Origin of the sequence: Bradyrhizobium sp. LB8.2, assembly GCF_040548035.1 — a bacterium.
Taxonomy (GTDB): domain Bacteria; phylum Pseudomonadota; class Alphaproteobacteria; order Rhizobiales; family Xanthobacteraceae; genus Bradyrhizobium.
The window spans coordinates 150,118-174,334 of the sequence record NZ_JBEPQV010000009.1; the positions used below are offsets into that span (position 1 = coordinate 150,118).

Genomic DNA, 24,217 nt, shown 5'->3' on the forward strand with positions numbered 1-24,217 from the left:
GTCGCATGGGTACTGGTTGTTGCGGAGCTAGTTCTAATTTTACCGAGTTCAAGAAAGAGTTTTTGAACCCTTCGCTTTACCTTGGCCGCGGGGTGGGCAGCGAAGATGGCAAACGTCAGTTTCAACCGCAAACGAGCGAAACTCAAGCAGGTTCTCGGAATCCGGGCGCGGCTTGCGTTGCTCGCGGTAATTCTGGTGGCGCCCTTGATGTTCGAGCGCATCCGTTCGCTCGAAAACACGCGCACGAAGCAGATCGCGCAGGCCGCAGCTGAATTCACCACCGTCGCAAGGCACAGCGCCGACGCCCAGCGCGAGGTGATCTCGTCAGTCGAGACCATCCTGAAATCTGAAGCCTTCATCCGCGCCTCCGCCGGCGGCATCAGCAAGAGCTGTGACGTGCTGCGCGCGAGCCTGCCGTCGAATCTTCCATGGATCCGCACGCTTTTGATCGCCGGCCAGGACGGCCGCATCCAGTGCGCCACCAACAACATGTATGTCGGCCTCGATCTCAGTGACCGGCCCTACTTCCAGCAGGCACAGGAAACCGGCCGCTTCGTGCTGAGCGACTTCATCCTGTCGCGGCCGGTGCTGGCGCCGACCGTGATGGCGGTTTACCCGGTGTCTGCCTTCAGCGGCGTCACGGATGCCGTCGTGCTTGCCACCGTCAACCTCGACTGGATGTCGAAGGTCATGAGCAATCTGGGTGGCCGCGCCGGCATCACCGCCGTCCTGGTCGACAGCGCCGGCACCGTGCTGGCGGCACCGGCCGACCAGCACAGCGCGGTCGGCCGTCCGCTCGACAACATGCCGCTGATGTCCGCGATCGCCGACAAGGCGCTGCGGTCGGACCAGGACGAGGGCGCATTGTCTTTCCTCGCCGCCGACGGCTCCCGCCGCGCGGTCAGTTATATCCGCATCGCCGGCACCAATGCCCGCCTGATCGCCAGCATCGACGAGGACAAGGTGTCTGCGGCCGTGAGCCGCGACATCCGCACTGCTTATCTCCAGCTCGCTTTCGTCGTCGTGTTCGTCCTGCTCGGCGCGCTGATCGCCGCCGAAAAGCTGGTGATCAAGCCGATCGAGATGCTGGCCGATATGGCCAAGCGCCTTGGCGAGGGCGATCTGTCGGCGCGCGCTGCGCGCAATCGTCTGCCGGCCGAGTTCGTGCCGCTGGCCCGCGCGTTCAATGCGATGGCCGCGCAGCTGAGCCAGCGCGAACGCGAGCTGATGGCGAGCAACGACCGGCTCACGGTGATGGCCTCGATCGACATGTTGTCGGGGCTCGCCAACCGCCGCGGCTTCCAGAGCCGGCTCGACTTCGAATGGATGCGCGCGCAGCAATATGGCAGCGAACTCGCGCTTTTGATGATCGACGTCGACCATTTCAAACTGTTCAACGACACCTATGGTCATCTCGAAGGCGATTCTTGCCTGACCAGGCTCGGCGAGTCGCTGTCCGGCATCGCCGCCGACACGATGGGCTTCGCGGCCCGCTATGGCGGCGAGGAATTCTGCCTGTTGCTGCCGAACACCGACGTGGCGCGCGCCGTCGAAATCGGCGAGCAGGCCCGCGCGGCCGTATTGAAGCTGTGCCTACCGCACATCACTTCCGCCCACATGATCGTCACCGTCTCGATCGGTGTTGCCGCGGCAAAGCCAAACGAGAGTCTGCGCCCCGGCGATCTGATCGAAGCCGCCGACGCCGCGCTCTACGCCGCCAAACACCGCGGCCGCAACAACGTCGTCGAGCACGGCATCACCGTGATCGACAACGGCGCGGCGGAAATGATGATGGCCGGTTGAGGGTTAACCCGCGGCCGCGGCGCGATCGAGCTCGATCTCCGTCACCACACGATTGCGGCCGCCGTTCTTCGCAAGATAGAGCGCGCGGTCGCAGCGCTCGATGAGGTCGGCGGTTGCCTCGCCGATCCGATACTGCGCCACGCCGATCGAAACCGTGATGTCAGGCAGGACCTCGCCGGTCGAGCGACGGGTGATCCTGGATTCCGCGATTGCTCGCCTGATTCGCTCAGCGACCTCGGCGCAGGCGGCCAGATCGGCATCCGGCAGCACCGCGATCAGCTCCTCGCCGCCGTAGCGCGCCGATAGATCCTGCTCGCGGACCTTTTCGCGCAACACCTTTGCCATCAGGCGCAGCACCTGGTCGCCGACGCCGTGGCCGAAACTGTCGTTGAAGGTCTTGAAGTGGTCGATGTCGAGCATCAGCACGCTGAACGGCTCGCCCCAATCCGCAGTCGCCTGCACCTTGCGCAGGAATCCATCGAGCGCCCGCCGGTTTGCAAGGCCTGTGAGTGTATCGGTCCGGGCACGCTCCTCGGATTTGGAGAGAGAGTCGCGGATCACGTCGAGCTCGCGGGTCTTTTCCGCAAAGCCCGCCTCGAGCCGCGTCGCGCGGGTGGCCGCGCGGCCCAACTCGTTCATGAGCTGGGCAACCAGCGCTTTGGGGTCGACACCGGCGTTGCCCTGGTCGGCGACCTCGTTGATCGCTTGCATCTGGGAGTGATTGTCGGCAATCGCAGTCGCGAGAAAATCCTTCGCCGCGCCCATAAGGGTGTGGAGCCGCTCGGACGTGTCGACGACGATGGCGCTCACCTGGGGCGCGACGTAGGTCTCGAAAAGATCCTGATTGGTCCTGACGTCGAAGGGTCGATTGTGGTCGATCAGGAGATCGATCGCGTTGCGCAGATCGTCATGGCTTCCCGCGAAATATTGGAACCAGACGGCGAAATTGGTCGGCGTTGCAGGGATCCGCTGTTCGGCCATGTTCCGCATCGCCCGTCCGGCAATGGACGCGGCATAGTCGTAATCGGGATCGTCGAAGCTGGCGTCCATCACAAGTCTTGAGAGTTCTGGTCGGTCGCAAACTGGCATCGACCCCTTAATCACACCCCAACGCGGCCTCAGTAGTTATGCGGTGCAGCGCCGAAGGTTCCCAAATTGCGGCAACCCATTGACCCCTTGAGGACTTCTATGGCCTAGTCCGCCGTCTTTAGACGGCCGAACCCACGAAAACCCAAACGATTCCATGACCTCCGAACGCTATAACGCCCGCGACTCCGAACCGCGCTGGCAAGCCGCCTGGGACCAACAGGCAATCTTCGTCTCCAAGAACGACGATTCGCGGCCGAAATACTATGTGCTGGAGATGTTCCCCTACCCGTCGGGGCGCATCCATATCGGCCATGTCCGCAATTACACGCTCGGCGACGTGCTGGCCCGCTTCATGCGCGCCAAGGGTTTCAACGTGCTGCATCCGATGGGCTGGGACGCCTTCGGCCTGCCGGCCGAGAACGCCGCCATCGAGCGCAAGGTCGCGCCGAAGGCCTGGACTTACGACAACATCGCCGCGATGAAGAAGCAGCTCCGCTCGATCGGGCTGTCGCTGGACTGGAGCCGCGAGATCGCGACCTGCGATCCCAGTTACTACAAGCACCAGCAGAAGATGTTTCTGGACTTCCTGCGCGAAGGCCTCGCCGAGCGCGAAAAGCGCAAGGTGAACTGGGACCCCGTCGACATGACCGTGCTCGCCAACGAGCAGGTGATCGACGGCAAAGGCTGGCGTTCGGGTGCCGTTGTCGAACAACGGGAAATGAGCCAGTGGGTCTTCAAGATCACGAAGTACTCGCAGGAGCTGCTGTCGGCACTGGATACGCTGGACCGCTGGCCCGACAAGGTGCGGCTGATGCAGCGCAACTGGATCGGCCGGTCGGAAGGCCTGTTGATCCGCTTCGCGCTCGATGCGGCGACGACGCCGGCCGGCGAGAGCGAGCTGAAGATTTTCACGACGCGCCCGGACACGTTGTTCGGCGCAAAATTCATGGCGATCTCGGCCGATCATCCGCTGGCGCAGGCCGCCGCGGCGAAGAATCCGAAACTTGCCGAGTTCATTGCCGAGATCAAGAAGATCGGCACCGCGCAGGAAGTCATCGACACCGCTGAGAAGCAGGGCTTTGACACCGGCATCCGTGCGGTCCACCCGTTCGATCCGTCCTGGAAGCTGCCGGTCTATGTCGCCAACTTCGTGCTGATGGAATACGGCACCGGCGCCATCTTCGGCTGCCCCGCGCATGACCAGCGCGACCTCGACTTCGTCAACAAGTACAGTCTCGGCAACATTCCGGTGGTGTGCCCCGAGGACCAGGATCCGAAATCGTTCGTCATCACCGACACCGCCTATGACGGTGACGGCCGCATGATCAATTCGCGCTTCCTCGACGGCATGACCATCGATCAGGCCAAGGAAGACGTGGCGAAGCGTCTCGAAACCGAGCTGCGCGGCAACGCGCCGGTCGGCGAGCGCCAGGTGAACTTCCGCCTGCGTGACTGGGGCATTTCGCGCCAGCGCTATTGGGGTTGCCCGATTCCGATCATCCACTGCCCCAAATGCGATGTGGTGCCGGTGCCGGACGCCGACCTGCCCGTCATACTGCCTGATGATGCGACCTTCGACAAACCCGGCAACGCGCTCGATCATCATCCGACCTGGAAGCACGTGACCTGCCCGCAATGCGGCGGCAAGGCGCAACGCGAAACCGACACCATGGACACCTTCGTGGATTCGTCCTGGTACTTTGCGCGCTTCACCGATCCCTGGAACGAGAACGCGCCGACGACTCCAGAGGTCGCCAACCGGATGCTGCCGGTCGACCAATATATCGGCGGCGTCGAGCACGCGATCCTGCATCTGCTCTACAGCCGCTTCTTCACGCGTGCGATGAAGGCGACCGGGCACATTGCGCTGGACGAGCCGTTCGCCGGCATGTTCACGCAGGGCATGGTGGTGCACGAGACCTATCAGAAGGCCGACGGCACCTATGTGCAACCGGTCGAGGTCAAGGTCGAGACCGGCGCCAACGGCCGCCGCGCGACGCTGCTGACCTCAGGCGAAGACATCCAGATCGGCCCGATCGAGAAGATGTCGAAGTCGAAGAAGAACACGGTCGACCCCGACGACATCATCGAGACCTACGGCGCCGACGTCGCCCGCTGGTTCATGCTGTCGGATTCCCCGCCTGACCGCGACGTGATCTGGAGCGACGAGCGCGTTCAGGGCGCCTCGCGCTTCCTGCAGCGGCTGTGGCGGCTGGTGAACGACTCCATGAAACTGGGCAAGACCGCGCCGACGGCTCGCCCGGCCAGCTTCGGCCCGGACGCCACCGCCTTGCGCAAGGCCGCCCATGGCGCGTTGGACAAGGTCACCACCGGAATCGAGCGGCTGCACTTCAACGTCTGCCTCGCCCATATCCGCGAGTTCGCCAATACGTTTTCGGAAGTATTGCAGCGCCCCGGCCAGCCCACCCCCGACCTCGTCTGGGCGATCCGGGAGGCCAGCCAGATCCTGGTCCAGCTGTTCTCCCCGATGATGCCGCACCTGGCCGAGGAGTGTTGGCAGGTTCTGGGCCACAGCGGGCTGGTTTCCGAGGCCAATTGGCCCCAAATCGAACGCGATTTGCTGATTGAAGACAGCGTGACCCTGGTGGTCCAGGTCAACGGCAAGAAGCGGGGCGAGGTCACAGTTGCAACAGCGGCCGAGAATCCGGAAATCGAGGCTGCCGTTTTGGCCCTCGATGCGGTAAAACTGGCTCTGGACGGCAAGCCCGTCCGCAAGGTGATTATCGTCCCCAAGAGGATCGTGAATGTTGTCGGCTAGGATCCGCATCGCAGCCCGCTTGCTGGCGGTCGCCGCCCTGGCGGCCCTGACGGCCGGCTGCTTCCAGCCGATGTATGCCGAGCGCACCGACGGCACCCCCGGCCTGCGCGAGAAGCTGATGGGGGTCGATCTGCCCCCGATCGCCAAGGCGAATGCCTCCCGCGAGGCGCGCGTCGGCGTCGAGGTCCGCAACGCGCTGGCCTTTAAGCTCTATGGCACCGCCACCGGCATGCCGCCGACCCACCGCCTTGAGATCCGCTTCTCAAGCAGCAAGTCGTCGCTGATCGTCGATGCCAATACCGGCCTGCCGAGCAGCGAAAACTACGGCCTCGACGCCCAGTACAATTTGATCGAGGTCGTCAGCGGGAAGTCGGTGATGACCGGCACCACGTTCTCGCGCGTGTCCTACGACATGCCCGGCTCCTATCAGCGCTTCAGCCGCAACCGCGCGGTACGTGATGCCGAGGATCGCGCCGCCAACGAGATCGCCGAGAACATCACGACGCGCCTCGCCTCGTTCTTCACCGCGGGCACTTAATTCATCCCGTCATTCCGGGGCACCCGGAACGACGAACCTCAGGCAACATGGTCGCGCTGCGCGGAAAAGAGATCGACGCCTTTCTCGCCCGCCCCGATGCGGGCCGTCCGATCATCCTGCTCTATGGTCCCGATGCCGGCCTCGTGCGCGAACGCGCCGATGCGCTGATCGCCTCGGCTGTCGACGATCCCAACGATCCCTTCTCGCTGGTCAAGCTCGATGGCGACGAGCTCTCCGCCGAGCCGTCCCGGCTCGTGGACGAAGCGATGACGGTGCCGCTGTTCGGCGGCCGCCGCGCCATCCGCATCCGCGCCGGCTCGCGAAGCTTTGCCAGCGGCATCGACACGCTGGCGGAGATGGGCGTGAAGGATTGCCGCATCGTGATCGAGGCCGGCGAGCTGCGTCCGGAATCGCCACTGCGCAAGGCCTGCGAGCGTGCCAAGACGGCCGTCGCGATGGCCTGCTATCCCGACACCGAGCGCGACCTGGCCAAGCTGATGGAAGACGAGCTCCGCATCGCCAATCTGCGCATCGCGCAGGACGCCCGCGCGGCGCTGATGTCGTTCCTCGGCGGCGACCGCCAGGCCTCGCGCAACGAGCTGCGCAAGCTCACCCTCTATGCCCATGGCAAGGGCGAGATCACGCTGGACGACGTGATGGCCGTCGTCGCCGATGCGTCGGAGCTGAAACTCGATCCGATCGTCGACGGCGCCTTCGCCGGCCGGCCCGAGATCGTCGAGAACGAGTTCGCCAAAGCCATGATCGCCGGCACCTATCCAGGCGTGATCATCTCTGCGGCGCTGCGTCAGGCGGCGTGGCTGCACAAATCGGCGCTCGCAATCGCCGACGGCACGCCCGCTTCCGCGGTGCTCGACGGCGGCTATCCGCGCCTGCATTTTTCACGAAAGCCCGCGGTCGAAACCGCGCTGCGCAATTTCAGCGTGGCGCGGCTCGCCGCCATCATCGAGCAGCTCGCGACCGCTGCGCTCGACACCCGCAAGCAATCCACCCTCGCCGCCGCCATCGCCCAGCGCACGCTGATGTCGATCGCCGCGAACGCGAAGCGGCGGGGCTGAACTTCCGTTCTCTCCGCGCGTCATTGCGAGAGTGTCTCTCTCTCCCCTCGTCATTGCGAGGAGCGCAAGCGACGAAGCAATCCAGAGTCTCTCCGCAGAAAGATTCTGGATTGCTTTGCTGCGCTCGCAATGACGTGTGGATGGGCGTTAATTCCTCATCCTGAGGAGCGCGCTCTTGCGCGCGTCTCGAAGGATGAAGGCCCGGGCCCTTGCCCTTCGAGACGCTGCTTCGCAGCTCCTCAGGGTGAGGGTAAGAGAGTACGAATGACGGCCTACAGCGCGCCCTTCGCCAGCCGCCGCATTACCTCGTCGAGCTGGTCGAGATTGCGATAATTGATCTGGACCGAGCCGCCGGGGTCGCGGTGGCTCACCGTGACCTTGAGGCCGAGCGCGTCGCTGACGCGCTTCTCCAGGTCGACCGTGTCGGGGTCCTTTTCCTTCGCCCCCGTGCGCGCCTTCTGCGGCTTGCGTTCCGGCACGCCCTCTTCGTGCGCCAGCGCCTCGGTCTGGCGGACGTTGAGGCCCTCTTCGACGATGCGCTTGGCAGCCGCGAGCGGATCGGGCACGCCGATCAGCGCACGGGCGTGACCTGCGGTCAGCTCGCCGCTCGTGATCAAGGCTTGCACCTCGTCGGGCAGCTTCGTCAGCCGCATCATGTTGGCGATGTGGCTGCGGCTCTTGCCGACGACTTTGGCGATGTCGTCCTGGCTGCGTTTGAACTCGTTGGCGAGCGCGTGATATCCGAGCGCTTCTTCCATCGGGTTGAGGTCTTCGCGCTGCACGTTCTCGACGATCGCGAACTCCAGCGCATCGCTGTCGCTGATGTCGACGGGGACGATCGGCACTTCGTGCAGGCCGGCCATCTGCGAGGCACGCCAACGCCGTTCGCCCGCGATGATCTCGAAGCGGTCCTGCCCGCCCTTCACCGGACGCACCACGATCGGCTGGATCACGCCATGCTGCTTGATGGAGTCAGAGAGCTCCTTGAGCTCGGCCTCCGAAAAAGCGCGGCGCGGGTTGCGCGGATTGGGTTTGATGAATTCGATCGGCACCTTGCGCTGCGCGCGCGGGCGGTCGACATGCTGAGCCTCGCCGCCGACGTCCCCGATCAGACTCGCAAGACCCCGGCCCAATCGCGAACGCGCTTCATCGGCCATTGTCAGCTCCCTTGGATTCACGGTGCAGCACTCCAGAACTGAATTCTCGAAACTTGTAGGATGGGTAGAGCGAAGCGAAACCCATCGCTGTTGGCGCGTTCGATGATGGGTTTCGCTGCGCTCTACCCATCCTACGAATTAGCGCACCTCAATGCGTCGTCCGCAGCTCGCGCTCGCGCTGGATCACTTCGGTGGCGAGCCGCAAGTAAGCTTCGCTGCCGACGCATTTGAGATCGTAGACCAACACCGGCTTGCCGTAGGACGGCGCCTCCGAGATGCGCACGTTGCGCGGGATCATGGTCTTGTAGACCTTTTCGCCCATGAACTGCCGGACGTCGGCAACGACCTGGTTCGAGAGGTTGTTGCGCGAGTCGAACATGGTCAGCACGATGCCGTGGATCGACAGGTTCGGATTGAGCGTCGAGCGCACCTGCTCCACCGTCTGCAGCAATTGCGACAGACCTTCGAGCGCGAAGAACTCGCACTGCAGCGGCACCAGGATCGCGTCGGAAGCCGCCATCGCGTTCACAGTGATCAAGTTGAGCGAGGGTGGACAGTCGATCAGCACGTAGGTGTAATCGGCGTCGGGCGAGACGTTGTTGTTGAGCGTGCTGATCGCGTCACGCAGCTTGTAGGCACGACCGGGCGTGGTGCCGAGCTCGAGCTCGAGGCCGGAGAGATCCATGGTCGAGGGCGCGATATGCAGCCGCGGCACGGCAGTCGACACCACCGCTTCTCGCAAGCTCGCCTCGCCCACCAGAACGTCATAGGTCGAGCAGGAGCGGTTGCGGCGATCGATGCCGAGGCCGGTCGAGGCGTTGCCCTGCGGATCGAGATCGACGATCAGGACGCGCTCGCCAATCGCCGCGAGCGCCGTGCCGAGATTGATCGCCGTGGTTGTCTTTCCCACGCCGCCCTTCTGATTCGCCAGCGCCAGGATGCGCGGATGGCCCTGGGGGACGGCGGTCTGTTCCTGCTGCGGTTCGTCAATCACGCTCATCGCAAATTCCCCACTCGACCCCTGAACGCCTCACCCGCGCCGTTCGGCGGAAGCCAGCTCGACGATCCAACCGTCACCTGTCCGGCTTTGGTGGAGCTGCGGCTGAATATTCCAATATTTAGTGGCTTCGGTCAATTCAGACTCTACATCTTGACCCTTGAGAAACAACGCTTTTGCGCCCTGGCGCATCAGCGGCTCCGCAAAGCCGATGAGCTGGTGTAGCGGAGCCAGCGCACGCGCGGTGACGCAATCGACCGGGCCGGTGATTCTATCCACATTATCCCCGATCTCGGCGAGATGTACGACTCCCGGAGATGTCGTGACGCGAATAGCTTCGCGCAGGAAGGCCGCCTTCTTGGCGGTTCGCTCGACCAGATGGACGCTCGCGTCGGCGGTCCCCGCCATGGCGCAGGCGAGGACGACCCCAGGAAAACCGCCGCCGCTGCCGAGGTCGGCCCAGCGTTTGGCCGACGGCGCGAGCGCCACGAGCTGAAGCGAGTCGGCGATGTGCCGGGTCCAGAGATGCGGCAACGTCGAGGGCGCGACGAGGTTGGTCTTGGCTTGCCATTCCCGGAGCAGTGCGATGTAGCGATCGAGCCGGGCTTCCGTTTCATGTGAAACGGGCGCGAGCTTGAGCGCCGCGATCTTGTCGGCAGCGACGATGGAGTCCAGCGACTGATCGTTGGCGCTGGCCTTGTCGAGCTTCGGCCTGATCGGCGCCGGTTCGGAGCGAAGACCAGTGCCCTCGCCCGCCGAGGGTTTTCCTGATGACGATCTGCCGCCGCCCGGCCCGCGTTGTTTCACGTGAAACGCCTATGCGATTGCTTTGGAAGCCTTCCGCGCCTCACGGCGAAGATAGGCCGCGAGGATGCCGAGCGCCGCCGGAGTCATGCCGTCGATCCGGCCGGCCTGGCCGACGGTGAACGGCCGCGTCTTCTCCAGCTTGGCCCGGACCTCATTGGAAAGACCGGGGACCTGCTGGTAATCGACGTCCGACAGCACCATCCCCTCATCCCGCCTGAAGGCTTCGACGTCCGCGCTCTGGCGCTCCAGATAGACATCGTACTTGGCATCGATCTCGAGATGGGCGGCAATGACGGGATCAATGGCAGAGAGCTCCGGCCAGATTGCGCGGACCTGGCTCCAGCCGATGTCGGCATACGCCATCAGCTCGAAGGCCGATCGACGCTGGCCATCCCGGTTCAGGGACAGCCCGTGCTTGATGGCTTCGTTCGGGGTGATCGTCAGTGACTTCGATAGCACTCGTGCCGCATTCAGGGCGTCCATCTTGGCCCGATGATGCAGCGTCCGGGCGCTGCCAACGCAGCCCAAGGCGATACCCTTCTCGGTCAGACGCTGATCGGCATTGTCGGCGCGCAGCGTCAGCCGGTACTCGGCCCTTGAGGTGAACATCCGATAGGGTTCGCTGATGCCGCGGGTGACGAGGTCGTCGATCATCACACCGAGATAGCCATCGGCACGATCGAACACCGTCAGTTCGGCGCCGCTGGCGGCCAGCGCCGCATTCAGCCCGGCCACGATGCCCTGGCCGGCGGCTTCCTCGTAGCCGGTCGTGCCGTTGATCTGCCCGGCCAGGAATAGACCGCGAAGACGCTTGGTCTGGAGGGTCGGATCGAGCTCCCGGGGATCGACGTGGTCGTATTCGATGGCATAGCCCGGCCGGACCATCTTCACCCGCTCCAGGCCGGGAATGGTTGCGAGGATGGCGAGCTGGACCTCCTCCGGCAGCGAAGTCGAGATGCCGTTGGGATAGACAGTGCTATCGTCGAGACCTTCCGGCTCCAGGAAGATCTGGTGACCGTCGCGATCGCCGAAGCGAACGATCTTGTCCTCGATCGAGGGGCAATAGCGCGGTCCGGAGCTCTTGATCTGGCCGGAGTACATCGGGGAACGATGCACATTGGCCCGGATCACCTCGTGGGTCGCGGACGTGGTCCGGGTGATCCCGCACTGGATCTGCGGCGTGGTGATCCGCTCGGTCATCACCGAAAACGGCTCCGGAGGCTCGTCGCCCGGCTGCATCTCGACGGCAGACCAGTCGATCGTCGTACCATCCAGACGCGGCGGAGTCCCCGTCTTGAGCCGTCCAAGGGTGAACCCGGCTCGCTCAAAGGAGGTCGAAAGGCCGATCGCAGGAGGCTCGCCAACCCGGCCGGCCGGCCAGTTCTTCTCACCGAGATGGATCAGGCCGCGGAGGAAGGTGCCGGTGGTGACGACCACGGCCCCTGCCCGAAGTTCGCGCCCATCCGCTAGACGCAAGCCGGTCACGCGGCCCTCGATCACGATCAGCTCGTCCGCCTCGCCCTCGACAACGGAAAGACCCTCGGTCTCCCGGATCGCCGTCTGCATCGCGGCGGCATAGAGCTTTCGGTCCGCCTGCGCGCGCGGTCCACGGACAGCCGGTCCCTTGCGGCGGTTGAGAACACGGAACTGGATTCCGCCGGCATCGCCGACGCGGCCCATCAGACCATCAAGGGCATCGACCTCACGAACCATATGGCCCTTGCCGAGACCGCCGATGGCGGGATTGCAGGACATCGCACCGACCGTGGAGAATCGATGCGTCACCAGAGCGGTCGCTGCGCCCATGCGGGCAGAAGCAGCCGCGGCCTCACAGCCGGCATGACCGCCGCCAATCACGATGACGTCGAAGCTCTCTCGCTCTGTTCGCATAGGCGGACTTGTATCCCAGAGGCCGGGAAGCCGGAAGTGGAAACTGAATGAGGATGCTGTTTCACGTGAAACGGAACTTCGAGGCCAGAACGCTGTTCGTGAAAACAACCCCATGCACAGTAGACAGTGCCTTGTTCCGCCTCCTGTTTTTCACGAAGCAAAACGAGTCAAAGAGCCAATGTTTCACGTGAAACACATGGAACTCCACTCTTCCTCAGCCAAAGTCCAAAGAGTGGAACAAGAGCTGGTCCTACAATCTAGTCCTACAATGAAGAACTAGCCCTACTTTCCGATACAGAATTTCTGGAAAATCGCCCCGAGGACGTCCTCGACGTCCACCCGACCCAACAGCCGGCCCAAGGCATAGGCGGCAGCACGCAGTTCTTCGGCGGCAAGCTCCTCGCCCTCTTCTACAAGCTCCAGACTCCGGCGCAAGCTGTCCGACGCCCGGCGCAGCAGATCCCGCTGGCGGGCCCGGGTCACCAAGGCGCCCTCGGTCGTTCCGAAGAAGTCAGCGGCGAATTTCACGAGGGCATCGACCAGCTCGGGAATGCCGTCCCCCCGGCTCGCTGAGATTCCGAACCCGCCGCGCGGCCCGGCGTCCTTGTCTCCGCTGAGATCGATCTTGTTGCGCACGATCCAGACCGAGCCGCTGGAGGGACTGCTCCCGCTGCCGGACTTCCCCAGCGACCCCATCGCGTCCGGATCGACAGCGCTGCCACCCTCCACCAGCCACAACACGAGGTCGGCGTCTTCGGCCCGCGCTCGCGCCCGGCGGACACCCTCCTGCTCGACCGGATCATCGGTCTCGCGAATGCCGGCGGTGTCGATCACCGTGACGGGATAGCCGTCGAGATCGAGCTGCACTTCGATCACATCACGCGTGGTGCCGGCATGCGGCGAGACGATCGCGACGTCGCGGCGCGCGAGCTGGTTGATGAGTGTCGACTTGCCGACATTCGGCTCGCCCGCAATCGCAACCACCAGACCGTCGCGCAGCCGTTCAGCTTGTCCCTGTGCCGCAAGGACTTCTGCGATTTCGCCGTGCAGAGCCTCGATCGCCTTGACCGCAGGCGCCCTCAACTCGGCGGGCACATCGCCCTCGTCGGAGAAATCGATGCCGGCCTCGATCAAGGCCGAGGCCTCGATGATGCGCTCACGCCAGTCACGCGCGCGATTACCGAGGAGACCCTGCAACTGCCGTAGCGCCTGGCGGCGCTGGCGGTCGGTGTCGGCATGAATGAGATCGTCGAGGCCTTCCGCCTCGGTCAGATCGAGCTTGCCGTTCTCGAACGCGCGCCGCGTGAACTCGCCGGGCTCGGCGGCGCGCATATTCGGAATTACGGAAATAGCGGCGAGGAGTGCAGCCAGCACCGCGCGGCCGCCATGGACGTGAAATTCGGCGACGTCCTCGCCGGTCGCGCTGGCCGGCCCCGGGAACCACAGCACCACCGCGTCGTCGATCGGCTGGCCCGCGCCGTCACGAAGCAGCCGGCGGCTGGCCTGCCGCGGCATCGTCAGTTTACCTGCCAACGTTGTCAGCGCCAGGCTGGCGCCGGGCCCGGAGACACGCACCACCGCGAGCGCGCTCGGCGGGCGGCCGGACGACAATGCAAAGATGGTCTGGTCTCGCGGATGCATGGCCTATTTGTCCGGCTGATGGGGAAAAGGCAAACATCCGTTGCGGGGCGAGGGATCGCGTTGCTTTGCTGCCCCAATTCCCGCAGCAAAATCCATATTGCGATGCAATATGTCTGGGACGAGGTTTGCTGCAAAATTGCTCGCCGCCGATTAAGCCGCCAGCTAAAATGGCATTCCAGAATTCTATTATTTCATAACAATATCAGCGACTTATGATAAATCTGGTTAAGCCGAAAATGCCCGACCATGCTGCACCTTCGCTGCAACAAAGCCGCACAATAGAAAAGGGCGCCCGGAGGCGCCCTCTGATTTCCACGCTGCACCCTGGCTCAGGTATTCATCGAGTCGAAGAACTCGGAATTGCTCTTGGTCGAGCGCAGCTTGTCGAGCAGGAAGTCGATGCCATCCATCGTACCCATCGGGTTCAGGATGCGCCGGAGCACGTACATCTTCTTCAGAACCACCGAATCGGTGATCAGCTCTTCCTTGCGGGTGCCGGAGCGCGAAATGTCGATCGCCGGGAAGGTCCGCTTGTCCGAGACCTTGCGGTCGAGGATCAGCTCGGAGTTACCGGTGCCCTTGAACTCTTCGAAGATGACTTCGTCCATGCGGCTGCCGGTATCGACCAGCGCGGTCGCGATGATCGTCAGCGAGCCGCCCTCCTCGATGTTGCGGGCGGCACCGAAGAAGCGCTTCGGCCGCTGCAGCGCGTTGGCGTCGACACCGCCGGTCAGCACCTTGCCGGATGACGGCACCACGGTGTTGTAGGCGCGGCCGAGGCGCGTGATCGAATCGAGCAGGATCACGACATCGCGGCCATGCTCGACCAGCCGCTTGGCCTTCTCGATCACCATCTCGGCGACCTGGACGTGGCGCACCGCCGGCTCGTCGAAGGTCGAGGAGACGACCTCGCCCTTCACCGAGCGCTGCATGTCCGTGACTTCTTCCGGACGTTCGTCGATCAAGAGCACGATCAGATAGCACTCAGGATGATTATGCGCGATCGAATGCGCGATGTTCTGCATCAGCACGGTTTTACCGGTGCGCGGTGGCGCGACGATCAGCGCGCGCTGGCCCTTGCCGATCGGCGCGACGATGTCGATCACCCTTGCAGACAGGTCTTTCCGCGTCGGATCGTCGATTTCCATGCGGAAACGCTGATTCGGAAACAGCGGCGTGAGGTTGTCGAAATTGACCTTGTGCTTGGCCTTTTCCGGGTCCTCGAAATTGAGCGTGTTGACCTTCAGCAGCGCGAAGTAGCGCTCGCCCTCTTTCGGGCTGCGGATGTGGCCTTCGATGGTGTCGCCGGTGCGCAGGCCAAAACGGCGGATCTGCGACGGCGAAACGTAGATGTCGTCCGGGCCCGGCAGATAATTCGCATCGGGCGAGCGCAGGAAGCCGAAGCCGTCGGAGAGAACCTCGACGACGCCTTCGCCGACGATGTCGGTCTCGGCGATCGCAAGCTGCTTGAGGATGGCAAACAGCAGCTCCTGCTTGCGCATGGTGCTGGCATTCTCGACCCCGTTCTCTTCCGCGAACGAGACGAGCTCGGCCGGCGTCTTCGACTTGAGGTCCTGGAGTTTAATTTCCCGCATTGGGGTGGTCCTGTGGGGTAACCTGGGGAGGGGGTGCGAGGAGGCTCTGAAATGCGGACGCGAGAATGTAAGGTCCGCAGGTCTGGCAAGGAGAGCGCCGGTGAGGCTTCAAACCTGATGGGGTGTCCGGCTTTTGGAAAGCTCAGACACGACCACATCCGCCTGCGTTGGGTGGGATATCGCTAATATAGAAAATCGGCTCACACTCCGCAAGCCGAAGCGCTGAGCGATCGTTCACGATCCTTGCCTAGAACGGCTTCACGATCACCATGATGACGATCAAAATCATCAGAGCAGTTGGTACCTCGTTGATAATCCGATAGAATTTCTGGCTTCGTGGGCGCCGGTCCGTGGCGAAATCCTTCAACCATCGCGAAAAAAAGCCGTGGACCGCGGACATCGCCAGGACCAGTGCCAGTTTTACGTGCAGCCAGCCGAAGGTGAACCAGTGACCGGCCCAGGCGAGATAGAGCCCGGCGAGCCAGGTGACGATCATGGCAGGGTTGATGATCGCCTTGAACAGCCGACGCTCCATGATCTTGAACGTTTCCGACTGTTTCGAGCCGATCTCGGCCTCGCAGTGATAGACGAACAGCCGTGGCAGATAGAGCATGCCCGCCATCCAGGAGATGACGGCGATCACATGCAGCGCCTTGATCCAGAGATAGACGTCTTCGAACATTTTTCTGCGTCCGGATTTCTGCCGAGGCAAGGGAACTGGGGATAGTAAGAACCCGTTAAGGTCTTGCCTGCACACTTATCCGTCCGTAGCGCCCTTCTCCAATAAGAATCTTAGATTCTTAAGGTTTGAGTCTATGTGACGGTGAATTGGACTCACACAATTCAGTCCGCCCGTTGCCACGCGCTTATTCACATCCATCAACATATACCCGATCGCTCTGGTCGCTTTCGATAAGTCGACCAGCTTCAAAGGCTTGCGCGTTTCTGTCGGCAGCTTATCAAGGGGGTTATCGGCCCAATCCCGTTTCCCTTTCGGCAGGGCGTCGAACTTGTTCTCAGGGGCAGTGGTGTGAAGAAAGTTAGCGGTTATCCCGCCCCTGCTGTCGCACATCCCTTTCCGAGCGGTTAAGCTCCACAGAAATCCACAAACCACACCGCCTTCATACAAAGAGCTTTTGTGCCGACCTCGAACAATTATTTCCATCTGCACCTCGTCTCCGACTCCACCGGTGAGACGCTGATCACGGTCGCACGCGCCGTTGCCGCCCAGTACGCCAACGTTACCCCGGTCGAGCATGTCTATCCGCTGGTGCGCAGCCAGAAACAGCTCGATCGTGTGCTCGACGAGATCGAGGAAGCGCCGGGAATCGTGCTGTTCACGCTGCTTGAGAAGGACCTGGTTTCCAGGCTCGAGGACAAGTGCAAGGGGATCAATGTTCCGAGCCTGTCGATCATCGGCCCGGTGATGCAATTGTTCGAGGCGTATCTCGGAGCTGCCACGACCGGCCGGGTCGGCGCCCAGCACGTGCTCAATGCCGAATACTTCAAGCGCATCGACGCGCTGAACTACACCATGATCCATGATGACGGTCAGCATGTCGAAGGGCTCGACGACGCGGACGTGGTGCTTGTCGGTGTCTCCCGCACCTCCAAGACTCCGACGTCGATCTACCTTGCCAATCGCGGCATCCGCACTGCCAACGTGCCGCTGGTTCCGGGCATTCCGGTTCCCTTGCAATTGGAAACGTTAACGCGACCGCTGGTCGTGAGCTTGCATGCGACGCCGGAACGCTTGATTCAAGTGCGCCAGAACCGCCTGCTCTCGATGGGCGCCGATTCCAGCAGTGACACCTATATCGACAGGCAGTCAGTCGCGGAGGAGGTCGCATTCGCCCGCAAGCTGAGCGCCAAGCACGATTGGCCGCTCCTCGACGTCACGCGGCGCTCGATCGAGGAAACCGCCGCGGCGATCATGAAGCTCTATAGCGACCGCCAGCGTAACCGGCCTTCTGAATAGTCTTGGGAATAATTTTGCGATGGGTCTGTGGCTCGGCAAATCTTCGTTGATCCTGGCCTCGCAGAGCAGCGCGCGAAAGATGCTGCTGGCCAATGCCGGGCTCGAGTTCAAGGCGATCACGGCTGATATCGACGAGCGCGGTATCCAGGCTGCCTCGGGGCTTTCGAGTCCGGGCGAGATCGCCCTGCTGCTGGCGCGCGAAAAGGCCACGGCAGTCTCGGCCAATCATGCAGGAAGCACCGTCATCGGTGCGGATCAAACGCTGGCCCTTGGCGATCGCCTGTTCAACAAGCCTGCGGGCCGCTCCCAGGCGCTGGCGCAATTGCGCGATCTCTCCGGCAAGTGCCATGAGTTGAATTCCGCCGTGGCGATAGCACGCGATGGCGAGATCATCTTCGAGGACGTCTCGGTCGCCCGCCTGTCCATGCGGCAAATGACCGAGGCTGAGCTTTCGGCCTATCTCGACGTCGCCGGCGATGCAGTCGCCACCAGCGTCGGCGGCTACCAGCTCGAAAGCCTGGGTATCCATTTGTTCGAGCGTATCGAGGGCGACCACTTCACCATTCTCGGCCTGCCGCTGCTGCCGCTGCTTGCGTTCCTGCGGCGCGAGCGGCTAGTTGCGGTGTGAATGGCAGATATGGCTGGGCACTGATGCGAATCCTGGGACTGACCGGCTCGATCGGGATGGGCAAATCCACCACCGCGAAATTATTCGAGGAGGCCGGCGTCCCTGTCTACGATGCCGATGCGGCCGTGCATCAGCTCTATGAGGGCGAAGCTGCGCCCGCGATCGAGGCCGCCTTCCCCGGCACCACCGCGAACGGCAAGGTCGATCGGCCGAAACTGTCGGCGCGTGTGGTGCACGATCCCGCCGCCATCAAGCAGCTCGAGAAGATCGTCCATCCGATGCTCGGCGCTTCCCGAAACAAATTCTTCGCCGACGCCGCTGACGCGCCGGTCGTGGTGCTGGACATTCCGCTGCTGTTCGAGACGGGCGGCGAGACGCGGGTCGATGCCGTGGTCGTCGTGACGACGTCTCCGGAACTCCAGCGCGAGCGGGTACTGGCGCGCGGCACGATGGACGAGGCCAAGCTCGACGCCATTATCGCCAAGCAGACGCCCGACGCGGAAAAGCGCAAGCGTGCCGATTTCGTGGTGGATACCTCACACGGACTCGAACCGGTGCGCGCCCAAATCGCGCACATCCTCGCCGAGGTCGTTAAGATGCCGCAGCGGCGAGCCTGATTCGCCGCCTTACACGGCTTGCTGAATCATGCGCGAAATCGTTCTCGACACCGAAACCACCGGCCTCGATCCGCTGCGTGGAGATCGCCTGGTCGAAATCGGCTGCGTCGAGATGTTCAATCGCATGCCGACGGGGCAGAGTTTCCACGTCTACATCAATCCCGAAAGGGACATGCCGGCGGAAGCCTTTGCCGTGCACGGGCTGTCGGCCGAGTTTCTGGCGACGAAGCAGCTGTTTCACGAGGTCGTCGACGAGTTTCTGGAGTTCATCGGCGACGCGCCGCTGGTGATCCACAACGCCTCGTTCGACATCAGTTTCATCAACGCCGAGTTGGACCGGATCAAGCGCGCGGCGATCCCGCGTGAGCGGCTGGTCGATACGCTGCTGCTGGCGCGGCGCAAGCATCCCGGCGTGTCGAACCGGCTCGACGATCTCTGCTCGCGCTATGCGATCGACAATTCACGCCGAACCAAGCACGGCGCGTTGCTCGACGCCGAGTTGCTTGCGGAAGTTTATGTCGATCTGGTCGGGGCGCGGCAATCGCAGCTGCTTCTGGCTTCGGAAGCCGAGGAGATGCGCGTCAATGGTGCTGCCGATGCGCCGCGGCGGCAGCGGCCGGTGCCGCTCACGCCGCGGATTTCAGACGCCGAGCGCGAGGCCCACCGGGCCTTCATCGCGACCCTCGGCGACAAGGCGATCTGGAACGAGTTCTTGCCCGCTCCAGCCGCCGCTTCGGCCGGTTAGGCCTGACCGGCCGGCGGAGCGGCCATTTGCCGCTCCATGTTCTGACGATAGAGACCGACGAAGTCGACCGGATCCAGCATCAGGGGCGGGAACCCGCCGTCGCGCACGGCGGTCGCGATGATCTCACGGGCGAACGGGAACAGCAGGCGCGGGCATTCGATCATGACCAGCGGATGCAGATTGTCCTTCGGCACATTGGAGATCCGGAACACGCCGGCATAGGCGAGCTCGAACGAAAACATGATCTTGCCGGCGGTCTCGGCCTTGCCCTCGACCGACAGGGTCACCTCGAACTCCTGTTCGCTGAGGTTGTTGGCGCTGACATTGATCTGGATGTTGATCTGGGGCGGCTGGCTCTGCTGCTGGAGAGAGCTGGGCGCGTTCGGATTTTCGAACGAGAGATCCTTGGTATATTGCGCCAGCACGTTGAGCTGGGGAGCCTGGGCCGCCTCGGGAGGGGTGCCGTTACCGTTGGTCATAAGAGTGTCTCCTTACCCGATTGGGCTGAATTTCGCGGCGGTTGGCTAACATAGGGCTACCTCGTTCCACAAGGACGAACGGTCCCGGATGGGGAATTCAGGCCGCGCCCACAGCGGTGTCGTTCACCCCCGCCGATCCAGCCAAGTCGCGCCTTAAACGATTGAAGATGCGCGATTTCCGGGCAGGATCGGGTTTCCCCTTAAGCATAAAACGCGCTACACTCGGTGCTGTGCCAAAAGGCGCCATTGGCCGGGCCAGGTTTCGTGCCTACATCCCACGGACCTGACGCGCGGACCTAAAATGGTGACGTAGACTTGCCGTTTCCGTGTGGAACGGTCTACTGGCCGGATCGATTTTCCCGGCAACGACCCCTTCGGGACGGCTCCTTATCTACAGAAGACTAGAAAGCGAATACGACGTGGACATCTACACCATCATCTTCCTGGCGCTGGCGGTCTTCATCTTTCTGAGGCTGCGCAGTGTGCTGGGGCAGCGCACCGGCAACGAACGGCCGCCGTTCGACCGTAACGCGCTCCAGGGTGCCCAGGACAAGAACGTCGTGACCATGCCGGGCAAGGTCATCGACCAGGCCCCGTTGGCGCCGACGGCCGAGCCGGCCCCGCCTTCCGACCGCTGGAAGGGCCTGACCGAGCCCGGCACCGTGCTGGCGCAGGGCCTGGACGGCATCGTCGAAAAGGATTCCACCTTCGATCCACGCCATTTCATCTCCGGCGCCCGCGGCGCCTATGAGATGATCGTGCTGGCCTTTGCCAATGGCGACCGCCGCGCGCTACGCGACCTGTTGTCGTCGGAGGTCTATGACAGCTTCGATGCCGCCATCAAGGAGCGCGAGAAGAACGAGCAGAAGACCGAGACGCGCTTCGTCTCGATCGACAAGGCCGAGCTCGTCGGCGCCGAGCTGCGCGACCGTACCGCCCAGCTCACGATCCGCTTCGTCTCGCAGATGATCTCGGCGACCCGGGACAAGGCCGGCAACATCGTCGACGGCAGCGCCGATACCGTCGCCGACATCACCGACATCTGGACTTTCGCCCGCGACATCACCTCTCGCGATCCGAACTGGAAGCTGGTTGGCACCGGAAGCGCGAATTAAGGCTTTCCTGAAGACCAGCGCGACGGCGCTTTGCGCAGCTGTCGTCGCGCTATCGTCGTTTTCGCTCGGCGCCGAGGCGGCGCGGCGCCACTATCGCAGCCATCACCATCATCTCCCGGAATTGCCCGCCGCGCCGCCGCGGGCCTTGCCGTATCCGCAGCTTCCCCTGCCATTCGAAATCCCTGGCGCCCAATATCTGCCGCTGGCCTGGGCCGACGTAAAAGGCTGGAGCGACGACGCTCATCTCGCCGCCTATAAGACGTTTCGCGCGAGCTGCCGCCCGATCAGCGCGCAGACCGGCGCTCCCGAGCCGAAGGCTTTGGGGGCTTCGCTGAGCGAACCCTGCCGGGCAGCGAAATCTCTTGAGCTTGCTGACGACGCGAAAGCCAAAACCTTCTTCGAGGAGAATTTCGCGCCGCTGCGCATCTCCCGCCTCGGGGAGCCCGATGGTTTCGTCACCGGCTATTACGAGCCGGTGCTGGAGGGATCGCGCACGCAGACCGATGTCTACAACATCCCGGTCTATCGCCGACCCTCGAACCTGTTCGTGCGCGGCTACAAGCAGGATTCGGTCAGCCTGCCCAACAAGGGCCCGGTGTATCGCAAGATCGGCCGCCGCAAGCTCGTGCCCTATTATGACCGCAGCGAGATCGAGGACGGCAAGATCGCCGGCCGCGGACTCGAGATTGCCTGGCTGAAGGACCCGACCGATCTGCTGTTCGCCCAGATCCAGGGCTCGGCGCGGATCAAGTTCGACGACGGCGGCACGGTCCGGCTCAACTACGACGCCTATAACGGCTATCCCTATACGGCGGTCGGTCGCATCCTGATCGAGCGCGGCATCATTCCGAAGGAAGAGATGTCGATGCAGAAGATCAGGGAGTGGATGGCGCAGACCCCTGACGGCGCCAGGGAACTGCGGCGCCAGAACCGTTCCTACATCTTCTTCCGCGAGGTCAATCTGTCCGACAAGGACGAGGCGGTCGGCGCGCAAGGTATTCCGCTGACGGCCGGCCGCTCGATCGCGGTCGACAAATCGCTGCACGTCTACGGTACCCCGTTCTTCATCGAGGGTGAGCTGCCGATCGATTCCGAACGCGCGAAGACGCCGTTCCATCGCTTGATGATCGCGCAGGACACCGGCTCGGCCATCATCGGACCCGCGCGGGCCGATCTCTATTTCGGCGCAGGCCAGGAGGCCGGCCGGGTCTCCGGGCGGCTGCGCCATGCCATGCATTTCGTGATGCTGGTGCCGAAGAGCCTCAATCCCACAGTGCGCGGCGCGCGGCTGCCGGTGCCGGACCCACGGCCCTCGGAGAAGATCGCAAAGCTGTTTCCGCAAACCGAGCCTGCGAAGGATTCCGCTAAGGATCCGAGCAAGGATCCGACCAAGGATCCGACCAAGACGGCGGCTCCGGCCGCAGCCGTGACACAAGGCAAAGGTGAGACGGTCGCCGTCGCCAACCCGGTCCCGCTGCCGGCACCGCGCCCGCTGATAGAGCCTGTTCGCGAGCCGCGGCGGCCGGTGAAAAATCATCCCCATCGGCAGCAATGAAGCGATCGTCCCGTCCGCCCGTGCCGGAGCCTCGTCCCTCGCCGCGCCGTCGCGCGCTGAGCGAGGAAGAACGCGCGCTGTGGGATACGATCGCAAACCAGGTCAAGCCGCTGAGGAAGCATCGCGCGGCGAAGGCGCAAGCTGCGCCGCGCACGGAGCCTTCACCCGCCGCGCCTGCCGCGCGGCCTGCGCCATCGCCGCGTCCGATCGCTGCCGTCCCGGCGCTGCGCGTCGCAAAACCGGCCATTCCGCCGCTGGCGCCGCTTGGGAAGCGTGAGCGAACGAAACTCTCGCGCGGGCGCAGCGAGATCGAGGCCCGCCTCGATCTGCACGGCATGACCCAGCTGCGCGCCCATCGCGCGCTGACCGGATTCCTGCACCGCGCCCACCATGACGGCCTGACCTTCGTGCTCGTCATCACCGGCAAGGGGCGAAGCGGCGGCGAAAGCGGCGTGCTGCGCCGCCAGGTGCCGGAATGGCTGAGCCTGCCGGAATTCCGGGCTTTTGTGGTCGGCTTTGAGGAAGCCGGTATCGGCCATGGCGGCGAGGGCGCGCTCTACGTGCGGATTCGCCGGGCGAGATTTTAGAATGGCCGCACGATCCCGACGCGGGGGATCAGCGTGATGATCAGGCCGAAAATATTGGTCTTTTGATCTTCTGACGGAATCGGCGGCGTCTCGCGTGCGGCGGGCAGCATCTTCACCGCGTGCAGGATCAGGAACATGCAGACCCCCCAGTTCGAGATCCAGCGCGAATAGTCGAACACCATCGCGAACATCACGAGATAGGCGAGGCTGACGCCGGCGAGCGCAGCGACCACGAGACGGCGGTGCGTATCGTTTGCGAGCGCGCCGATCAGGTTCGCAAAATAGCGCCACAGCGGCGTATGCAGCCAGATCAGCAGCGCGAATACGGGCACGCCCAGGATGTTGTGGGGCAGGCGGCCCCAGGTGTCGGAAATCTCCTGCGCCAGCGGCTGGTACCAGATGTAGGCGAATCGCAGCAGCTCGGTCCGCGACTGATCGGCCATCCGGGTTTTCAGATACGCCACGAAATCCGCTTCCGGGATCGGCATCGTTCCCAAAAACTGGGCGGCCAAGAACAGCGTGGAGACGATAAGCAACGCAATCATGCCGAACGCGACGTTGGTGCGATCGCAGCCGTGCGTCAGATAGTGCCTGATCACCACGATGGCGATGATGGTCGGCACATACATCAGGAGATGGATGTGGTGGACCAGCACCAGGATGATCGAGAACAGCGCGGCCAAAGCCACGAACAGCAGTGAGCCCGCCGGCACCAGCAGCAGGATGATCGCCAGCGCGCAGCCATAGATGTCGAAGTGGCCAAGCGTGTGCATGAAGTTCTTGAGGAAGAACGGCGAGCCCGCGATGAAGACGAACAGCGGCAGCGTCTTTGCGGTGAAGCCGAACGTCTTCTGGAACAGTCTTGCATAAAGGGCGAGCGTCACCAGCCACGTCACGCCGCCGAGCGCGAACACCAGCCATACCGGCACCTTGTCCGTGAACAGCGCGACGACCGCCCCGATCAGCGCGCGCTTGACGAAGCCGAAATGGTAATCGACCAGAAGGTGGATGTAGGGGACGTAAGGCGGCAGCTGGATCTTGTGAACGGAGACGCCGACGATGACCGCAGCGTTGATCGCGAGCAGAAGGCGCCAGGGGTTTTGCATGATGCGTGCGGTCACGCGGTAACTGATAGCGCGAC

Annotated in this window: 21 protein-coding genes; 11 read left to right on the forward strand and 10 right to left on the reverse strand. The window is 63.4% G+C overall.

The genetic code is table 11. The features are described from left to right. The first annotated feature begins 105 nt into the window (after window positions 1-105). Entirely contained in the window at window positions 106-1,803 is a 1,698-nt protein-coding gene (locus tag ABIB06_RS14110) for a diguanylate cyclase domain-containing protein (protein WP_247352552.1), read from the forward strand. A 3-nt stretch (window positions 1,804-1,806) separates the two neighbouring features. Here ABIB06_RS14110 and ABIB06_RS14115 read toward each other — a convergent pair whose 3' ends face one another. Continuing rightward, window positions 1,807-2,853: a GGDEF domain-containing protein gene (locus ABIB06_RS14115; RefSeq protein ID WP_354068839.1), complete on the reverse strand. Its 1,047-nt coding sequence runs from the start codon at window positions 2,851-2,853 to the stop codon at window positions 1,807-1,809. Window positions 2,854-3,046: 193 nt separating this feature from the next. Between ABIB06_RS14115 and leuS the strand changes: the two genes are divergently transcribed. The 3 genes from leuS to holA are packed head-to-tail and all read left to right on the forward strand — an operon-like array spanning window position 3,047 to window position 7,285. Further along, window positions 3,047-5,671, forward strand: a complete 2,625-nt coding sequence (gene leuS, locus ABIB06_RS14120; protein ID WP_247352555.1) for a leucine--tRNA ligase — start codon at window positions 3,047-3,049, stop codon at window positions 5,669-5,671. Further along, window positions 5,658-6,209 carry an LPS assembly lipoprotein LptE gene (gene lptE / locus ABIB06_RS14125; RefSeq protein WP_247352557.1) on the forward strand — a complete coding sequence of 184 codons (552 nt, stop codon included), beginning with the start codon at window positions 5,658-5,660 and terminating at the stop codon, window positions 6,207-6,209. The genes leuS and lptE overlap by 14 nt, the downstream gene beginning before the upstream one ends. A 47-nt stretch (window positions 6,210-6,256) precedes the next feature. Beyond that, complete coding sequence (gene holA / locus ABIB06_RS14130; protein WP_247352559.1) at window positions 6,257-7,285, forward strand: DNA polymerase III subunit delta; 1,029 nt, start codon at window positions 6,257-6,259, stop codon at window positions 7,283-7,285. 272 nt (window positions 7,286-7,557) lie between these two features. Here holA and ABIB06_RS14135 read toward each other — a convergent pair whose 3' ends face one another. The 7 genes from ABIB06_RS14135 to hemJ form a co-directional block, all read right to left on the reverse strand. Further along, complete coding sequence (locus ABIB06_RS14135; RefSeq protein WP_247352561.1) at window positions 7,558-8,442, reverse strand: ParB/RepB/Spo0J family partition protein; 885 nt, start codon at window positions 8,440-8,442, stop codon at window positions 7,558-7,560. Between the two features lie 148 nt (window positions 8,443-8,590). Continuing rightward, window positions 8,591-9,442 (reverse strand): ParA family protein, encoded by an 852-nt coding sequence (locus tag ABIB06_RS14140; protein WP_247352563.1) that lies wholly within the window; start codon window positions 9,440-9,442, stop codon window positions 8,591-8,593. A 30-nt stretch (window positions 9,443-9,472) separates the two neighbouring features. Further along, a complete protein-coding gene (gene rsmG, locus ABIB06_RS14145; RefSeq protein ID WP_502916536.1) occupies window positions 9,473-10,156 on the reverse strand; it encodes a 16S rRNA (guanine(527)-N(7))-methyltransferase RsmG in 684 nt (227 codons plus the stop codon). Window positions 10,157-10,255: 99 nt separating this feature from the next. After that, complete coding sequence (gene mnmG, locus ABIB06_RS14150; protein WP_354048469.1) at window positions 10,256-12,136, reverse strand: tRNA uridine-5-carboxymethylaminomethyl(34) synthesis enzyme MnmG; 1,881 nt, start codon at window positions 12,134-12,136, stop codon at window positions 10,256-10,258. A gap of 282 nt (window positions 12,137-12,418) precedes the next feature. Further along, window positions 12,419-13,777, reverse strand: a complete 1,359-nt coding sequence (gene mnmE, locus ABIB06_RS14155; protein WP_354068837.1) for a tRNA uridine-5-carboxymethylaminomethyl(34) synthesis GTPase MnmE — start codon at window positions 13,775-13,777, stop codon at window positions 12,419-12,421. A 329-nt stretch (window positions 13,778-14,106) separates the two neighbouring features. Further along, on the reverse strand, window positions 14,107-15,372 hold the full coding sequence (gene rho / locus ABIB06_RS14160) for a transcription termination factor Rho (RefSeq protein WP_247352569.1): 1,266 nt from the start codon (window positions 15,370-15,372) through the stop codon (window positions 14,107-14,109). A 247-nt stretch (window positions 15,373-15,619) separates the two neighbouring features. Beyond that, window positions 15,620-16,054, reverse strand: coding sequence for a protoporphyrinogen oxidase HemJ (gene hemJ, locus ABIB06_RS14165; protein WP_247352571.1), 435 nt, complete (start codon window positions 16,052-16,054; stop codon window positions 15,620-15,622). A gap of 456 nt (window positions 16,055-16,510) precedes the next feature. Here hemJ and ABIB06_RS14170 point away from each other — a divergent pair, with 456 nt between their 5' ends. The 4 genes from ABIB06_RS14170 to dnaQ are packed head-to-tail and all read left to right on the forward strand — an operon-like array spanning window position 16,511 to window position 19,340. After that, complete coding sequence (locus ABIB06_RS14170) at window positions 16,511-17,350, forward strand: pyruvate, water dikinase regulatory protein (RefSeq protein WP_247352572.1); 840 nt, start codon at window positions 16,511-16,513, stop codon at window positions 17,348-17,350. 19 nt (window positions 17,351-17,369) lie between these two features. Further along, entirely contained in the window at window positions 17,370-17,978 is a 609-nt protein-coding gene (locus ABIB06_RS14175) for a Maf family protein (protein WP_247352574.1), read from the forward strand. Between the two features lie 23 nt (window positions 17,979-18,001). Next, complete coding sequence (coaE, locus tag ABIB06_RS14180) at window positions 18,002-18,595, forward strand: dephospho-CoA kinase (RefSeq protein WP_247352576.1); 594 nt, start codon at window positions 18,002-18,004, stop codon at window positions 18,593-18,595. A gap of 28 nt (window positions 18,596-18,623) precedes the next feature. Beyond that, complete coding sequence (gene dnaQ / locus ABIB06_RS14185; protein ID WP_247352578.1) at window positions 18,624-19,340, forward strand: DNA polymerase III subunit epsilon; 717 nt, start codon at window positions 18,624-18,626, stop codon at window positions 19,338-19,340. Here dnaQ and secB read toward each other — a convergent pair. Beyond that, window positions 19,337-19,819, reverse strand: coding sequence for a protein-export chaperone SecB (gene secB, locus ABIB06_RS14190; RefSeq protein ID WP_247352580.1), 483 nt, complete (start codon window positions 19,817-19,819; stop codon window positions 19,337-19,339). The genes dnaQ and secB overlap by 4 nt on opposite strands. A 419-nt stretch (window positions 19,820-20,238) precedes the next feature. Here secB and ABIB06_RS14195 point away from each other — a divergent pair, with 419 nt between their 5' ends. Genes ABIB06_RS14195 through ABIB06_RS14205 form a run of 3 tightly spaced genes read left to right on the forward strand, consistent with a single transcriptional unit; the run spans window position 20,239 to window position 23,076 of the window. Next, window positions 20,239-20,934: a Tim44/TimA family putative adaptor protein gene (locus ABIB06_RS14195; RefSeq protein WP_247352582.1), complete on the forward strand. Its 696-nt coding sequence runs from the start codon at window positions 20,239-20,241 to the stop codon at window positions 20,932-20,934. Beyond that, the gene (gene mltA, locus ABIB06_RS14200) at window positions 20,912-22,489 is read left to right on the forward strand and encodes a murein transglycosylase A (RefSeq protein ID WP_354048476.1); all 1,578 of its coding nucleotides are present in this window, start codon (window positions 20,912-20,914) and stop codon (window positions 22,487-22,489) included. Before ABIB06_RS14195 ends, mltA begins: the two co-directional genes overlap by 23 nt. After that, complete coding sequence (locus ABIB06_RS14205; RefSeq protein ID WP_247352586.1) at window positions 22,486-23,076, forward strand: Smr/MutS family protein; 591 nt, start codon at window positions 22,486-22,488, stop codon at window positions 23,074-23,076. Before mltA ends, ABIB06_RS14205 begins: the two co-directional genes overlap by 4 nt. Here the strand turns inward: ABIB06_RS14205 and ABIB06_RS14210 are convergent. Next, window positions 23,073-24,197, reverse strand: coding sequence for a hypothetical protein (locus ABIB06_RS14210; protein WP_247352588.1), 1,125 nt, complete (start codon window positions 24,195-24,197; stop codon window positions 23,073-23,075). The genes ABIB06_RS14205 and ABIB06_RS14210 overlap by 4 nt on opposite strands. Window positions 24,198-24,217: the final 20 nt, after the last annotated feature.

Bases quoted from the DNA above. Each gene is read 5' to 3' on its own strand.
- ABIB06_RS14115 (WP_354068839.1), bottom strand. From the start codon at position 2,853: ATGGACGCCAGCTTCGACGATCCCGATTACGACTATGCCGCGTCCATT.
- coaE (WP_247352576.1), top strand. From the start codon at position 18,002: ATGCGAATCCTGGGACTGACCGGCTCGATCGGGATGGGCAAATCCACC.
- lptE (WP_247352557.1), top strand. From the start codon at position 5,658: ATGTTGTCGGCTAGGATCCGCATCGCAGCCCGCTTGCTGGCGGTCGCC.
- mnmG (WP_354048469.1), bottom strand. From the start codon at position 12,136: ATGCGAACAGAGCGAGAGAGCTTCGACGTCATCGTGATTGGCGGCGGT.
- ABIB06_RS14135 (WP_247352561.1), bottom strand. From the start codon at position 8,442: ATGGCCGATGAAGCGCGTTCGCGATTGGGCCGGGGTCTTGCGAGTCTG.
- ABIB06_RS14110 (WP_247352552.1), top strand. From the start codon at position 106: ATGGCAAACGTCAGTTTCAACCGCAAACGAGCGAAACTCAAGCAGGTT.
- dnaQ (WP_247352578.1), top strand. From the start codon at position 18,624: ATGCGCGAAATCGTTCTCGACACCGAAACCACCGGCCTCGATCCGCTG.
- ABIB06_RS14175 (WP_247352574.1), top strand. From the start codon at position 17,370: ATGGGTCTGTGGCTCGGCAAATCTTCGTTGATCCTGGCCTCGCAGAGC.
- secB (WP_247352580.1), bottom strand. From the start codon at position 19,819: ATGACCAACGGTAACGGCACCCCTCCCGAGGCGGCCCAGGCTCCCCAG.
- mnmE (WP_354068837.1), bottom strand. From the start codon at position 13,777: ATGCATCCGCGAGACCAGACCATCTTTGCATTGTCGTCCGGCCGCCCG.
- leuS (WP_247352555.1), top strand. From the start codon at position 3,047: ATGACCTCCGAACGCTATAACGCCCGCGACTCCGAACCGCGCTGGCAA.
- ABIB06_RS14205 (WP_247352586.1), top strand. From the start codon at position 22,486: ATGAAGCGATCGTCCCGTCCGCCCGTGCCGGAGCCTCGTCCCTCGCCG.
- hemJ (WP_247352571.1), bottom strand. From the start codon at position 16,054: ATGTTCGAAGACGTCTATCTCTGGATCAAGGCGCTGCATGTGATCGCC.
- rho (WP_247352569.1), bottom strand. From the start codon at position 15,372: ATGCGGGAAATTAAACTCCAGGACCTCAAGTCGAAGACGCCGGCCGAG.
- ABIB06_RS14140 (WP_247352563.1), bottom strand. From the start codon at position 9,442: ATGAGCGTGATTGACGAACCGCAGCAGGAACAGACCGCCGTCCCCCAG.
- holA (WP_247352559.1), top strand. From the start codon at position 6,257: ATGGTCGCGCTGCGCGGAAAAGAGATCGACGCCTTTCTCGCCCGCCCC.